This window comes from Arthrobacter sp. efr-133-R2A-120 (assembly GCF_030209835.1).
Lineage (GTDB): Bacteria > Actinomycetota > Actinomycetes > Actinomycetales > Micrococcaceae > Arthrobacter.
Map to the genome: position 1 here is coordinate 1 of NZ_JARVRF010000016.1, position 14,773 is coordinate 14,773.

Annotated in this window: 13 protein-coding genes; 10 read left to right on the forward strand and 3 right to left on the reverse strand. The window is 62.5% G+C overall.

Annotated elements, in window-relative coordinates:
• Together QRN52_RS09975 and QRN52_RS09980 are read left to right on the forward strand one after the other, a co-directional pair.
• Positions 1–204: hypothetical protein (locus QRN52_RS09975; RefSeq protein WP_284752575.1), on the forward strand; the 204-nt coding region annotated here is incomplete at its 5' end.
• 221 nt (positions 205–425) lie between these two features.
• Positions 426–1,412: an AraC-like ligand-binding domain-containing protein gene (locus QRN52_RS09980; RefSeq protein ID WP_284752576.1), complete on the forward strand. Its 987-nt coding sequence runs from the start codon at positions 426–428 to the stop codon at positions 1,410–1,412.
• Between the two features lie 349 nt (positions 1,413–1,761).
• Here the strand turns inward: QRN52_RS09980 and QRN52_RS09985 are convergent, their stop codons facing one another.
• On the reverse strand, positions 1,762–2,334 hold the full coding sequence (locus QRN52_RS09985) for a dihydrofolate reductase family protein (protein WP_284752577.1): 573 nt from the start codon (positions 2,332–2,334) through the stop codon (positions 1,762–1,764).
• 398 nt (positions 2,335–2,732) lie between these two features.
• Positions 2,733–3,614, reverse strand: a complete 882-nt coding sequence (locus QRN52_RS09990; RefSeq protein WP_284752578.1) for a sugar phosphate isomerase/epimerase family protein — start codon at positions 3,612–3,614, stop codon at positions 2,733–2,735.
• 216 nt (positions 3,615–3,830) lie between these two features.
• Between QRN52_RS09990 and QRN52_RS09995 the strand changes: the two genes are divergently transcribed.
• From QRN52_RS09995 to QRN52_RS10020, 6 genes are all read left to right on the forward strand, one after another.
• Positions 3,831–5,006: a substrate-binding domain-containing protein gene (locus QRN52_RS09995; protein ID WP_284752579.1), complete on the forward strand. Its 1,176-nt coding sequence runs from the start codon at positions 3,831–3,833 to the stop codon at positions 5,004–5,006.
• A 144-nt stretch (positions 5,007–5,150) separates the two neighbouring features.
• A complete protein-coding gene (locus QRN52_RS10000; protein ID WP_284752580.1) occupies positions 5,151–6,458 on the forward strand; it encodes an ABC transporter substrate-binding protein in 1,308 nt (435 codons plus the stop codon).
• Between the two features lie 56 nt (positions 6,459–6,514).
• Positions 6,515–7,477, forward strand: a complete 963-nt coding sequence (locus tag QRN52_RS10005; RefSeq protein WP_284752581.1) for a carbohydrate ABC transporter permease — start codon at positions 6,515–6,517, stop codon at positions 7,475–7,477.
• Positions 7,474–8,382, forward strand: a complete 909-nt coding sequence (locus QRN52_RS10010; RefSeq protein ID WP_284752582.1) for a carbohydrate ABC transporter permease — start codon at positions 7,474–7,476, stop codon at positions 8,380–8,382. Before QRN52_RS10005 ends, QRN52_RS10010 begins: the two co-directional genes overlap by 4 nt.
• On the forward strand, positions 8,379–9,383 hold the full coding sequence (locus QRN52_RS10015; protein ID WP_284752583.1) for a hydroxyacid dehydrogenase: 1,005 nt from the start codon (positions 8,379–8,381) through the stop codon (positions 9,381–9,383). Before QRN52_RS10010 ends, QRN52_RS10015 begins: the two co-directional genes overlap by 4 nt.
• Positions 9,384–9,462: 79 nt before the next feature.
• Positions 9,463–11,841 carry a polysaccharide lyase 8 family protein gene (locus tag QRN52_RS10020; RefSeq protein ID WP_284752584.1) on the forward strand — a complete coding sequence of 793 codons (2,379 nt, stop codon included), beginning with the start codon at positions 9,463–9,465 and terminating at the stop codon, positions 11,839–11,841.
• 80 nt (positions 11,842–11,921) lie between these two features.
• On the opposite strand, the gene QRN52_RS10025 is transcribed toward QRN52_RS10020, so the two are convergent.
• Complete coding sequence (locus tag QRN52_RS10025; RefSeq protein WP_284752585.1) at positions 11,922–12,827, reverse strand: LysR family transcriptional regulator; 906 nt, start codon at positions 12,825–12,827, stop codon at positions 11,922–11,924.
• A 166-nt stretch (positions 12,828–12,993) separates the two neighbouring features.
• On the opposite strand from QRN52_RS10025, the gene QRN52_RS10030 reads away from it, so the two are divergent.
• A complete protein-coding gene (locus tag QRN52_RS10030) occupies positions 12,994–14,061 on the forward strand; it encodes a YeiH family protein (RefSeq protein ID WP_284752586.1) in 1,068 nt (355 codons plus the stop codon).
• Positions 14,062–14,506: 445 nt separating this feature from the next.
• On the forward strand, positions 14,507–14,767 hold the full coding sequence (locus QRN52_RS10035) for a hypothetical protein (protein WP_284752587.1): 261 nt from the start codon (positions 14,507–14,509) through the stop codon (positions 14,765–14,767).
• Positions 14,768–14,773: the final 6 nt, after the last annotated feature.

Below are 14,773 nucleotides of genomic sequence, written 5' to 3' on the forward strand. Positions count from 1 at the left end.
GCGACGGCGGAACTCGCCGCGTTCTTCGCGCCCCTCCTTCGATCGGGACGGACCGAAAGAGAAGCGCTGTCCGGAGTGAACGTAGACGCAGGCCTTGAGCAACCTTGCATGACATTTGTTGAACACGTGAAGGTTTCTTCGGCGTTCTCGGAAACGCCTTGGGGGCGATTCGCAAACATCCAAGGGGATGGCAACCGGAACTGATCGGGTGCATGCCGGAAGAATCCTGGACCAAGGTTCGCGGTTGCGCCAACGAACCCCAAGAACGGCGGTGTTCTTCGTCGCGGTATCCGCGATTTCGCCGGACCGGCCTAGGAACCAGCGAAACCCGTAGAATGCATTGGTCCGCTCCATGTGGCCTCTATCGAATCAAGACTCCGTTGGGAGTAATAGTCAGTTACTGTCCCGATACGAAAGAACCCAAATTGGCAGCAGCAAAGATCACCAGCAGCGAAATCCGTGATCTCAACGAATGGCGACAGACGGTGGCGTCCAGGCTGCTCCCACTAACCATTGACACCGACGATGTGGACGGCTTCCACGCCACGATCCAAGGCATCACAGTTAACGGGATCCGGCTCTTCAACATCACTGCAACCAGGCACAGGCTCGAACGCACACGCCGCCTTGCGCAAGGAAACGCGGACCCCTTTTACTCAATCTCCCTTCAACTGAAGGGCACCAGCACCATCGAACAAAACCGAAACACGGCAACACTGCAGCCGAATGACTTCGCCGTTTACGACTCCACGTTCCCGTACCGGAGGACATTTCCGGACGATTCACAAACTCTTGTGGTCATGTTCCCACAACAGCTGATCAACTTGCCGCCCCGGGCACTCGCGGAGATCGCAGGCCTGGGAATCTCGGGTCAAAATGGTCTAGGAGCCATCGTCGCGCACTTCCTGGTCGGTGTCGCCGATAACTTGGAGGCGTTTCAAAGCAGCCTGGGCCTGAGCATGGCGCACTCCCTGGTGGAGCTAGTTTCGGCGGCATTCTCAGAGAAGCTAGGAGTCGTAGTACCGCACCGCTCCGATGCCCATCTGGAATTGACGATGCGGATCCGGGACTACATCATCTCCCAACTCTCTGACCCGGAGCTAGGACTAGACCAGATCGCATCCGCCCACTTTATTTCAACCCGACATCTTCAGGTGCTCTTCCGAGAGCAAGGGACAACTGTCTCGACATGGATGCGTGAACGCCGGTTGGAAATGTGCCGTCGTGATCTCGCTGACCCCCTCGGACAAGCAGAATCTATTCGGGCAGTGGCTGAACGTTGGGGCTTCTATAACCCTGCGCACTTTTCCCGCATTTTCAAAGATGCATACGCCTACAGCCCCCGAGACTACCGCCTGAACGTGCTTCACGGCCAAGACACCAGGCTCAACGCTGTCGACTCCGGGGCTTGAAGCCGTAGTTTCTGGCGATAAACCCGCCGAGCCTACGGGATGTAGTGACGCCTCGGGCTTGTCATTACTTGTGAAAGGGGCGCCCATCAGCCATTGCTACGGGTCGTCGAACAGGCGTGCACAAGTGCGCACTTTGCCGTCGGATCGGGCCGGACTGGCCCGGATTATTGGTCGAGATGCGGCCTGCTCGGTGGTCAGGTGGGCGCAAGGATTTGCTGTGGGAGATGGTGCCGGATGTCCAGCGTCAAGAGGTGTGAGATCCTGCATGGCCGCTACCTCCTGGACAGATAGCGTCCGAGCAGGATCTGGACGGTGGCGCCAAGGTGGTCTCTAGATAACCGGAGTTCTCTTAGCGGATGACGTTGAAGACCTGTTTCTGCAGGCCGTTGCTGTAGGCGTCGTGCTCGATGAGCTTCAGCCTCTGGGTGTCCTTGTCAGTGGTGCTGAACAGTTTCTTGCCGGCGCCGAGGAGCAGCGGGAAAACGAGGAGGTGGTAGCGGTCGATGAGTCCGGCGTCCGAGAGGCCGTTGTTCAGCTGTGCGCTGCCGTGGATGATGATCGGGCCGCCCTCGGTCTCTTTGAGGGCGGCGACCTCCTCGAGTGAGCGCAGGATGGTCGTCTCGCCCCAGTTGGAGACGAGTTGGTCGTCGGTGAGGGTCGTGGAGACGACGTATTTCGGCATGGTCTTGTAGTGTGCGAACTCGATCATGTCCGGCCATACAGGACTGAATGCCTCGTAGCTGACCCTGCCCATCAGGATCGCGGTGGATTCCCGTTGCTCCCGCTCTTTGATCTCGAATGCCTCGGGGACGAATTCGATGTCCTTGAAGGTCCATCCGGAATTGCGGTAGCCGGGTTCGCCGCCCGGGCTGTCCACGATGCCGTCGAGGGAGATAAATGCGGTGCTGATCAGAGTGCGCATGACGCTTTCCTTTGGTGTGTTGTGATCGGTTGTCATACTCGCCGCTCTAGCTGTGGTCGCGGCGAGGTCTTGGTGGGCTGAGTGAGGGTCAGCTGAGGAGGCTGGTTAGCCGATGATGCTGCGACCCGGCAGCCACAGCGCGCGACGGCTCGTCGTGACTGGCTGGTCACTGGGTGCGATCGAGGTGGTTCTGGACATGTCGGTCTCCTTGTCGAGTGGTGGGGTGGCCGCCTGCAGCCTCTGGTCTCAGTTTTCTACCGAACATTTTATTTGTCAAGAACAGATTAATTGTCGGTTTTCAATCGTGGCATGTTCCGGCGCGTTGGTGGCATTGGGCTCGCTGCCGGACGCGGCTGGCGGACCACGAAGCGGGCCCGGGCTTTGACAGCTATGTCGGGTCAACCCATGTTCCGGTCATCCTCCAGCGGATGCACGAAGTGCCCTTTTGCTTGAGGCCCCGTCAGTTTTTCAAACCACTGCCTCATTCCGGCCAAGGCCACGGCCAGTTCCGGGAGCTCGGGATGCCACGGGCGCTCCCACTCCAATGAAAGCCACTCGGTTCGGTCTTCGAGGAGAGCGAGGATTTCGTGCAGCGGAATATCGCCCTCACCGAGGAGCCGTAACCGTCCGTCCAGGTTGGCATCTTTGAGTTGCGCATAGCCAAACCACGGGCCGATGGCTTCGAACGTCGTCGCGGGCAGCTCACCGGCAGTGGCCGGGTGGAGAACGTCCCAGATGATTTGGACGCCATGACCGGGGCATATCTCTTCCAAAAGGGTCATGACCCGCCGGACGTCGCTTCCTCGAGGATGCGAGTCATGCGTTTCTAGATAAATTCGGATATCAGGTGCGGAGCGGGTGGCCGCCGCGAGCCGCCTTGCGATGCGGGCATCCGAATCCGGGCCAGCTCCGCCCGGAAAAACGCGGACCCCTGCCGCTCCCAAGTCACGAGCGAGAAGCATCTGAGCCTCAAGCTCGCCGAGTACGTGGTCGTCGCTCTGCCCCGGATTGCCTACACGTACGTACGTAGCTACGCAGACGACGTGCAACCCTGCCGCGTCGATCCGCCTACGGATCCAGCCGCGCTCTTCACGGGATAAGCCAGGATGCACTGCTTGTCCTGCCATGGAACGGAGTTCGAGCCCTTGAACCCCGTAGGTGGCCGCAATGTCCAGAATCTCCTGGAGAGACGCTTCAGGGCAGCCGAGCGTAGAAAACGCAACCTTCGCCTTCACGAAGTTCTCACCAACAAGGCGGCCGCCGCTGAGCTTTTCGCCCACTTCACTATCAATTCTTCTCCTCCGATGAAAGTGCCTTGATTCAAGGAGAAGTCCCTGAGGAACCTGGGGTCAAGCATTGGTAGGTCATTTGAACAACAATGCACACATCCCGCGACCGAGGTTTGCGGTCCTTCTTCTCCTTGACTTTCGAAGCCCGCGTCCGCTCTAGTTCATACTGAACAAATCAAACACAAGTGAACTTGATGGGAGACGCTCATGCTGCCCGAGGACCGGCACCTGCAGATTCTGAAGGAGTTGGCTTTTCATGGCTCCCTGAGCGTTGAGGATTTCGCGGCAAGAATGGGAACGTCAGGGATGACGGTCCGTCGTGATTTGGCGGTGCTCGCGGAGCAGGGGCTTCTGCAACGCGTCCGAGGTGGTGCCGTCCCGGTTGCCGGGTCCGCCATGGAAAGCGCCAGACGTGGCGCTACCGGCATGATCCGCCGGGGACCTTCGGCTCCTGGGGGCGTTCCTCCGTTGTCGGGGCGGCCGGGCGGGAGCCGCCCGCTGGCGACGATCGGCATGATCGTCCCGTCGGCGTCGTACTATTTTCCGGGGGTTATCCGGGGCGCTGAGGCCGCCGCGCATGAAGCGGGCGTGCGGCTGGTTCTGGGGGTTTCCAACTACTCGGGCGCCGAAGAGCGACGACAGCTCCGCCGTCTGTTCGAGCACGGCGTTGACGGCATCCTGGTTACGCCCAGCGAGGTTTCATTGGCCGGGACTGAAACCCTCGCGTTGTTGGCTGAGGCCACGGTGCCGGTGGTCGTCGTCGAACGCTCCATCGAGGATATTTTGGACGAAAGCCGGCTGGAATCCGTACGCAGCGACCATGTGCGCGGGGCGGAGATTGCGGTCAACCATCTCCTGTCCATCGGCCACAGAAGGATTGCGCTGTGCGTTCGGGAGAAGACTCCCACGGCCTCGCAGGTCACCGAGGGCTACCACCTCGCCATGCGGCGGGCCGGGACGCCGCAGGACCCCACCATGGTGCGCCCCGTGTCCCGCGCGCTGAACGATCCACAGGCGCACCGCCTGGTGTTGGACGGGATCCTCGACTGGTGCGCCGAGTCGCACGTGACGGCCACGATCGTGCACAGCGATGAGGACGCGCTGCAGTTTGCCAGCGCCTGCCAGGATCGCCGCGTCCGCATCCCCGAGGACTTGGCGATCATTGCGTACGACGACGAAATCGCGGCACTCGGGGCCGTTCCCCTCACGGCCGTGGCACCGCCGAAATACGACGTCGGACATGAAGCGCTGCTGATGTGCCTGAACAGGATCGGGGCCCAACGACGGGGTGTGTCGGCGCTGCAGCGACTTAGTCTTTCTCCCAGTCTCAACATCCGCGATTCCACGCAGAGCCAGGCGCTTGACGTCGGGGCCGCCGGATGACGGAAGCCAAGACAACCTCACTCCGGTTCTAGTGTTCAATTCTGTTCATTCCGTTGATATGTTTACTCGCTGACCGTTTCATTGGGAGTTAAGTGCTTCAAAGCACACCACGACTTCGCATCGTGAACTTCAAAGGAGAACAGAATGAAGCGTCGCCAGCTTCTGCTCGGAGCGGCCAGCCTCGTGGCCAGTGCCGCCCTCATCACGTCCTGCGGGACCACACCGTCCGCAACCCCGACCCCGGCTCAAGACCCTGCCGGCACCATCACGTTCTGGTCCTCGCTCGCAGGCATGGACAAGGTCGCCGCAGCGTTCAACGCAAGCCAGAACAAGATCAAGGTCAACTTCGAAACCGTCCCCAACGGCGCCAGCGGGGGTTACGCCAAGCTGTCCACCGCCATCACGGCAGGCAACGGTCCCGACGTGGCCACCATCGAATACCCGCAGCTGGCCGAGTTCGTCAGCAACGGCCAACTCCAGCCGCTGGACGGACTGATCGACAAGTCCGCCACGCTGGACAAGCTCTCGGACCAAGCCCGCGGACTGGTGCAACTCGGCGGGAAGACCTACGCCCTTCCCTACGACACCACACCGATGGTCATGTGGTACCGCAAAGACCTGCTGGAAAAAGCAGGCGTTGAGATTCCCAAGACCTGGGATGATTTCGAGAAGGCCGGCCAGAAGGTCAAGGCAGTGGCACCGAATGCCTACCTCGCCAGCTTCTACCCGAACGATCCGGTCGTCACCGCGGGCCTGGCCTGGCAGGCCGGTGCCAAGTGGTTCTCAACCGACGGCGACAGCTGGAAGATCGGCGTCAAGGATGAGGCCACGCAGAAGGTGGCCAACTACTGGCAGAAGTTGATCGACCAGAAGATCGTCAAGGTCGAACAGTCCTTCAGCGACGAATGGTCCGCCGATCTGGCCAGCAGCACCGTTGTCGGTGTCCTCGGCGCGAGCTGGAGTGCCCCTGGCCTGCAGTCGCGTACGAAAGCAAACAACCAAGCTGGCCAGTGGATCGCGGCCGAGGTGCCGAACTGGGGCACCCCATCCAACGGTTTCCTGGGCGGTTCCAGCTTCAACATCCCCAAGGGCAGCAAGAACCCCGCCGCTGCCGCGAAGTTCATCGAGTTCCTCACCACCAACCCCGACGCCGTCAAGGCTCGCGGCAGTGCCGGCTCGGCCTACCTGGCGTTCCCGGGACTGACTCCCGTGGCGAAGGGCGCGTTCGACGCGAGTTACTTCGGCAACGACATCTACGCCGTCTTCGACAAGGCCTTCGCCTCCGTCAAGAGCGGCTGGCAGTGGGGACCGAACTGGGACCTCACCAACACCGCCATGAAGGATGCTTTCGGCAAGCTGACCACCGGCGGCACCGTCAAGCAGGGCATCGAAATCGCGCAGACTGCCACGGTGGGCGGACTCAAGCAGAATGGTCTCTCCGTCAAGGAGTAGGCCCGTCCGGCGGGGTGGCTTCATGGCAAGCCACCCCGCCAGCGAGGAGATTCATTATGGTGAACCTAGCACCCACAAAACCGGCCAGCCGCGTTGCGGCCGCACCCACTTCCACCATCCGCAAGCCGCGCGGCCTTTCCGGAACCGGCGGCCGCACCGCCGCCCTGTTCCTTACCCCGTTCTTTGCCGTCTTCGCATTGGCGATGGTGGCACCCGTCATCTATTCGATCGTGCTGAGCTTCTTCGCCCAGCAGAAGTCCGGCCTGGGCTTCGGCGAGGCCAAGACCGCATTTGTCGGCCTCGAGAACTACCTGCAGGTCCTGCAATCCGAGGCTTTCGTGGGCGGCATCGGCCGCCTCGCGCTGTACTGCGCTCTGTACATTCCCTGCATGGTAGGCGGCGCCGTGGCGTTCGCCCTCCTACTGGATGCCGCCGTCGCACGGGCCCGAAAGCTGTTCCAACTGTTCGTCTTCCTGCCGCATGCCGTGCCGGGCGTCATCGCCGCGCTCATCTGGGCCTATATGTACACGCCGGGAGTCAGTCCCATCGTCTCCGTCCTCGAAACCGGCGGCATTTCGCTGAACTTCCTGGACGCCCACCTGATCCTGCCGTCGATCGTGAACATCGCCGTGTGGGAATGGACGGGCTACAACGTGATCGTGCTCTTCACGGCGCTGCAGGCGGTTCCGCGGGAAGTCCTGGAGGCCGCGCGTGTTGACGGAGCCGGGGAAATCCGTGCGGCCCTCAGCATCAAGCTGCCGCTGATCCTGCCCGCACTCAGCGTCATCATGCTCTTCACCGTGATCGGCACGCTGCAGCTGTTCACCGAACCCTCCATCATCTCCAAGGCCACGGCGTCCGTCACCAGCACATGGGTTCCGAACATGTGGGCCTACGACGCGGCCTTCAATCGGCACAACCTCAACCAGGCCGCGGCCGCCTCCATCATCATTGCGCTCATGGCCGCCGTGCTGTCCTGGGCCGTCACCCGCTTCAGCTCAAGGATGAACAAAGCATGAGCGCCACCACCTTCCCCCGGCCCCGAACTGCGCTTGCGCCTTCACCTTTGAAACGACGCCGGGCCGCCCGAGTCGGGTTCGCCAGCACATTCACCGTGAACGCACTCCTGATCCTCGGTTGCGCCTACATGGTGCTTCCGGTGCTGTGGCTCTTCTTCGCCTCCACAAAAAACACCGCGGACCTCTACGGAACGGCGGCCTACGCTTTCGGGCACCCGGCCTTCTTTGACAACGTCGTCGCGGTCCTGAGCCAAGACGGCGGCGTGTTCCTCCGCTGGATGGCGAACTCCATGTTCTACGCGGCTTTCGGAGCCGTCTTTGGCGGGCTCATCTCGGTCATGGCCGGGTACGCGTTCGACAAGTTCCAGTTCCGCGGCAAGGACTCCTTCTTCGGTATCGTTCTGGTGGGCGTCCTCATCCCGAACACCGCCACCGTCCTGCCCATGTATCTGCTGGCATCGGTCTTCGGGATCACCAACACCATCTGGGCCGTCCTCATCCCCGTGCTCTGCAACCCTTTCGGCGTCTACCTGGCCCGGGTTTACTCCGCGGCCTACGTCCCGGCCGAAACGCTCGAAGCCGCGCGTGTGGATGGGGCCGGAGCCATCCGATCCTTCTTCTCACTCGGCCTGCCCATGATGCTCCCCGGATACATCACCATCGCCCTGTTCCAGTTCGTCGGCGTCTGGAACAACTTCATGCTCCCGTTGGTGATGCTCCAGGACCAGCAACTGCTCCCGGTCAGCGTCGGTATTTCCATCTGGCAGGGCTACGCCGTACCGCAGCCGGAATTCACACCCCTCGTAATCACTGGGTCCCTTCTGTCCATCGTGCCGCTGCTGCTCGCGTTCATCATGCTGCAGCGATTCTGGAAGTCCGGCCTGACGGCAGGGAGCGTCAAGTGACCCTCAACGTTGCCTTGGCCATGCCGGCCCACACCAACCGGGCCCTGTTCCCGGAACGCAGCCTCGACACCCTCGAGCCTGAACTGAACCTCCTGAGCCTTGAACCCATCCAGGACTTTTACGCACCCGAAGGCAAGGCGCTGCTCGCGGAGGCGGACATCCTCATCACAGGCTGGGGCTGCCCCATGATTGACGACGCCGTCCTGGATGTGGCACCGCGCCTGCGCTACGTCCTGCACGCGGCCGGGAGCGTGAAACACCACGTCGCGGACGCCTGCTGGGAACGCGGCGTCCAGGTCAGTTCCGCTGCGGATGCCAACGCTATTCCGGTCGCGGAATACACCGTGGCAATGATTGTCCTGGCCAACAAGCGCGTCCTTCAGATCGCCCGCGCGCTGCACACCGCCCGGGCAGAGGTCCTGCCGGAACAGCTCTTCCCCGATATGGGCAACTACCGCAAGCGCGTCGGGATCATCGGTGCTTCCAAGATCGGGCGCCACGTCATCCGCCTGCTGGCTCCGTACGAGCTGGACGTCGTGGTGGCCGACCCTTACCTCGACGCCGCCAAGGCGGCCGCGCTCGGCGTCGAGCTCGTCACCTTGGACGAGCTCGTGGCGAGCAGCGACGTCGTGTCCCTCCACGCGCCGTCGCTTCCCTCCACCAAGAACCTCATTGACGCCAGCCGGATCGATCGGCTCCGCCCCGGAGCCACGTTCATCAACACCTCCCGGGGTGACCTCGTCGACCAAGACGCCTTGCTGGCGCGGGTGGAGCGCGGTGACCTCTATGCCGTGCTGGATGTCACCAGCCCTTGGGTCCTGCCACCGGACTCCGGCTTCTACACGCACCCAAATGTGCTGCTGACCCCGCACATCGCCGGTTCCCTGGGCAACGAACTGGAACGCATGGCAGCCAGCACCATCCAGGAAGCCCTCCGGCTTTCCCGGGGCTACCCCCTCGAGTTCCGCGTCCGCGCCGAAGATCTCGGCATCACCGCCTAGTTTTCAAGTCACGTCTATTTTGTGCGTCGGCGTTCAGGGCGCCGAGGCACGTCCACCACAAATACTTAGGAGCAACTCCGTGTCACCACAGATCTCACGCCGAACGGTACTCCAGGCTGCAGGCACACTGTCCCTCGCGGCCGTGGTCAGCTCCATGTTTGCCCAAAATTCCTGGGCGGCGTCAGAGCCGAGCGCCGCGGACTTCGCCGCGCTGCGGAGCCGCTGGGTAGACCAGATCACCGGCCGCACGGTGATCCAGGCGGGGGATTCAGACTTCGCCACGGCTATCACCGCGCTGAACAACAAGGCCGCAGCTTCGCTGGCCAAGGTCAACCGGGCGGCAGGCCGTACCTCGGTTTTCACCGATCTGTCGCTCGCCAACGACGTCCAAATTGTTGCCACCTACCAGCGTCTGCAGCAGCTCGCCATCGCCTGGGCGACACCCACAGCCACAGTGTTCGGGGATGCCTCCGTGCTCGCCGACATCAAAGCGGGGCTGGCAGACGCGCATGCCGTTGCCTACAACGATACGAAAGTAGAATCCGAAAACTGGTGGAACTGGGAAATCGGTGTGACAAGGGCCTTGGCCGATACGTTGGTCCTGATTCACGGCGAACTGTCCGCCGCTGAGATCGCTGCCAACTGCGCAGCCATCGACCACTTCGTGCCGGACCCATGGCAGCAGTTCATGGCACCAAGAGCCAAGGTCACGTCCGTGGGGGCCAACCGCGTCGACCTTAGCCAGGCAATCATCATCCGCTCCTTGGCCGGGGAAGATACCGCGAAGCTTCAGCACGCCATCAAGGGCCTGAGCCAAGTATGGCAATACGTCACTAGCGGAGACGGATTCTTCAGGGACGGCTCCTTCATCCAGCACAGCACCACCGCATACACAGGTTCGTATGGGGTAGTGCTGCTCACTGGATTGTCCAAGCTGTTCGCGCTCCTTGGCGGCACGGCCTTTGAAATCACCGATCCAAGCCGCAGCATCTTCCTCGACGCAGTCGAGGGTTCGTACGCGCCGTTCATCATCAACGGAGCCATGGCGGATGCCGTGCGCGGCCGCACAATCAGCCGAGAGGCCAACACCGGCTACGACCTCGGGGCTTCCGCGATTGAGGCCATCCTGCTCCTGGCACGCGCCATGGATCACGCCGCTGCCAGAAGATGGCGGGGCCTGTGCGCCGGATGGATCACCCGCAACACCTACCGCCCGATTCTTGCAGGGGCCAGCGTGCCCAGGACCGCCCTGGTCAAGGAACTCCAGGCCACGGGAGTTGCGCCGGCCGTGGAGGCCCCGGGGCACCGGCTCTTCCCCGCCATGGACCGTACCATCCACCGCGGGAGCGGCTGGGCACTGTCCTTATCCATGTCAAGTAACCGCATTGCCTGGTACGAATGCGGCAACGGCGAAAACAACCGCGGGTACCATACCGGTTCCGGCATGACACATTTCTACACGGCTGACCTGGGCCAATACGACGACGCCTATTGGGCCACCGCCAACTACAACCGGCTGCCCGGCACCACCGTGGACACCACGCCCTTGCCGGACAAAGTGGAGGGCGAATGGGGCGCGGCTCGCCCCGCAAACGAGTGGACGGGCTCCGCGGCCCTGGGCGACGTGGCCGCCGTCGGAGAGCATCTGGTGGGTCCCGGTGGCACCGGTTTGTCGGCCAGGAAGTCCTGGTTCGTCAGCGGGGACGTGGCCGTATGCCTTGGCGCCGACATCAGCACCAGGAGCGGTGCCCGCGTGGAAAGCATTGTGGACCACCGCAATCTCCACCAAGGAATCAACGCCCTCACGACGGCGTCAGGCACCATCGCCGAATCGGCCGGCAGCGCAGTGGTTCTGGACGACGATCGATGGGTCCACTTGGAAGGGTTCGGTGGCTACGCGATCCTCGGTGCCTCGCAGCTCACGGTCCTCCGCGAAAGCCGCTCCGGAAGCTGGTCGGCGGTCAACCTCCTTGCCGGCAGCACCACCGTCCAGCAGCGCAACTTCGCCACCCTCTATATCGACCACGGCGTAGGCAGCACACCGGGCAGCTACGCCTACGTTGTGGCTCCAGGGGCATCAGTCGCCCAAACAACGCAGATCGCAAAAGGCAACAACCACACGGTGATCCGCAACGATGCCACAGCCCAGTCCGTGGAATTCAAGACCGAAAAGACCACCGCAGCAACCTTTTGGAGGGCCGGAACAGCGGGGGAACTTGGTGCGTCGGGTCCCGCGTGCGTTGTCTACTCCAGGCACGGAAATGTGCTTAGTCTGGCGGTCAGCGAGCCTACGCAGAAGGCTTCCAGCGTCACGTTGACGCTGCCCGAAGGAACATGGTCCACCGTGGTGGAAGGCTCCGGGGCGATCCTCGGCACTGACACCGAAGGCCGCTCAACGCTCACGCTAGACACTGCCGGACTTGGCGGCCAGACGCAGACCTTCAAATTCCGCCGCTAAGGGAAGAGCGGCCACCGTGCCGCTGCCACAACAGCCAAAAACGACCCGGATTTTCCCCGGCCGGGCGTTGGTCGTGAGGTCTAGTTTTGGGATGTTCTCGGGCTGCGAACGAGCCGCACGAGCTCCGCCTCCGGGCCTGATAGTTGACGGGGGCCGTTCCACACCGCACGCAGAGCCCGGTGGAGGACAAGATCTTGGACCGGGATGATCTTTAGTTCTCCGGTCTTTACTTGGTCTGCCACTGCGAGGGTGCTCATCACTGAAGGACCCATGCCGGCCAAAACGCTTGTACGGATTGCGGCCGCGCTGCCAAGTTCGAGCAAGGGAGCCGCACGCGTGTACTCGGCCAATGCAAGGTCAAGCGTGATCCGGGTGCCTGACCCCGGTTCGCGGACCAGCAGCGATGTTGATGCTAGCTCGGCAATGGAGATGGGTTGCCGTCGCCGGGTCCACGGGTGTTTAGGATGGACGACGACGACGAGTTCGTCGCGGGCCACGGTGAGGTTATGCAAGGTGCGGGGGATGGTGGGGGATTCCACGAAACCTATATCGCAGGCTCCGCTGGTCACATCCTCAAATACCTGAGCGGAATTATGGACAAGCAGGTGTATCCGCACTTCGGGGTGCAGCTTTCCAAAGGTGCCAAGCCAACTGGGCACCAGGTGCTCGGCGACGGTCATGCTCGCGGCTACCGTCAGTGCGGTCCGCCGCTCAGCGCGCAGGGAATCGGTAGCCTGCAACATCTGCCGTGTTTCGGCGAGGATTCTTCGCGCCCAGTGGGCCACGACTGTGCCTTGGGGGGTGAGTGTGGAGCCTGTTGGACTGCGCTGCAGCAGGGTCATGCCCAGCTGGCGCTCCAACACTCTGATCGATCGGCTCGCGTTGGGTTGAGCTAGGCCTGCCTGTCGGCTGGCGGCGCTGAGGCTTCCGTAATCGTCCACTCCAACCACTAGTTCCAGTACGGCCAGATCCGGCCACTTTGCCATGCGCTAAGCATATAACAGGGCGATAGGTGTTGCTATTTTGATATACCCCTATGTAAAGAAGACGGCTATCTCGGGACCAGGTCTCCAGCGAGAATTGGGAGATGAGTAGCCAGGAGATCCAGCCAGAGCCTGGCGCATGCCGGCCCCGGGAGGATCGCAGACAAGCATGAGTCAAGACATAGCCGCACCCCTGAAGGACGGACGGCAGGGTGCGCTGCTTCCCCGGGGCTCGCGGAGCAAGCGGCTGCCCGGACTGACGGCGGCAGCGGCCGCGGTCGCCGTCGCGTGGCTGATCCATTCGACGGTACCGGCGATGCCTTTCCTGACGGTGTCGGTCATGCTGGGAATTCTTTCCGCGAATCTCCCCGGGATCAGTACCGCCGTGGAAGGGGTCCTGCAGCCCGGGCTGGTGCTTTCCGCCAGGCGGTTCATGCGGCTGGGAATCGTTCTGCTGGGTCTCAAGCTCAGCCTGATCGACGTGGCCGCGCTGGGCTGGAAGACGCTGGCGATCGTGGTCGGCATTGTCTTGCTGACGTTCATGGGAACGATGGTGCTGGGCAAGGCACTGAAACTTCCGGGCGATCAGCCCCTGCTTCTTGCCACAGGATTTTCCATCTGCGGCGCCTCCGCGATCGGGGCCATGAGCGGGGTCACCAAAACGGATCACCGCGACACCGTTGTCCCAATCGCCCTCGTGACCCTGTGCGGAACGCTGGCGATCGCGGCCCTCCCGGCGCTCAAGGGACCCCTGGGCCTGGACACTGTTCAGTTCGGCTACTGGGTGGGAGCCAGCGTCCACGATGTGGGGCAGGTTGTGGCAACGGCGCAGACGGCGGGCGCGGCTTCCCTCGCCGTCGCGCTCATCATCAAGCTCACCCGTGTGCTGATGCTTGCGCCGATGGTCACCGGTGCCGCACTGGTGGGACGCTTCCGCCGCCGTCGGACGGCAAACGGCGCTGGGGATCCCGGCATCAAGCTTCCTCCGCTGATCCCGCTCTTCGTGGCCGGGTTCATGGCGATGATCGTTCTGCGGACGCTGGGGATCCTGCCGCCAGTGGTCCTCGACGTTGCCGGCACGGTCCAGGACCTGCTTCTTGCCGCAGCCCTGTACGGGCTTGGGTCGTCAGTGCAGGTCCGGTCCCTGCTCCAGACCAGTGGCAGGGCCATCATCGCAGCGATGCTCTCCTGGGGTCTGATCGCAGCGCTGGCATTCGTCGGCGTGCACTTCATGTAGGAGCACACCGCCATGCGGTTCAGGATTTCGAAGGACCATGCGGGGTCAAGATCCGGCCTCAAGGCGGCCTCCTGATATTTATCCGCATCGGCACGCCAGGGACATCAGGGCGGCCCGTGGCGTGCGGGGCACTCGGATCGGAGTGCCCTGGGCTCGGACCGGCGGATCCTCGACCTCGCGATCATCCGGTTGCAAAAGAGGAGGCCGAAAGTCTTTCGGGCACAGCCGATACCCCAAGGGGGAAAGCCTCGACAGGCGGCGTCGCATGATGGCGAAAAGCACCCGACCTGGGTGGTGGCGCACCGGAAAAGCGTCGCGCAGGCTGGTCTGGCTTGGTATCGCGTTGGGCGCAGTCGGAGCCTTAGTTCACCTCGGAAGTTACGCATGGGGCCGCCAACTCAATGCTTATGCTCTCGTCTGGGGTCTGTAGTTCCTGGTACTCGAGGTGATCGTTCTGGCAATCCTTGGGCTGGTTGTTGCCGGCGTTGTGATCAGCGCCAGGTTCCTGGTGACCGAGGCAGCGAGCCGCAAGACGCGTGCAGTCGTCACCGGTATCTCGGCGCTGATAAGTTCGGGCCTACTCGCCTATGCGTTCTGCAGCCTCTTTCCGCCCTTGACGGACCCCGGGACAATCGCGGCGGTAACCGGGTTCGTGGTGGGCAGCATGTTCGCGATCGTTTCCTACCGGCACATCCCCCAGACCTGAGCTCAG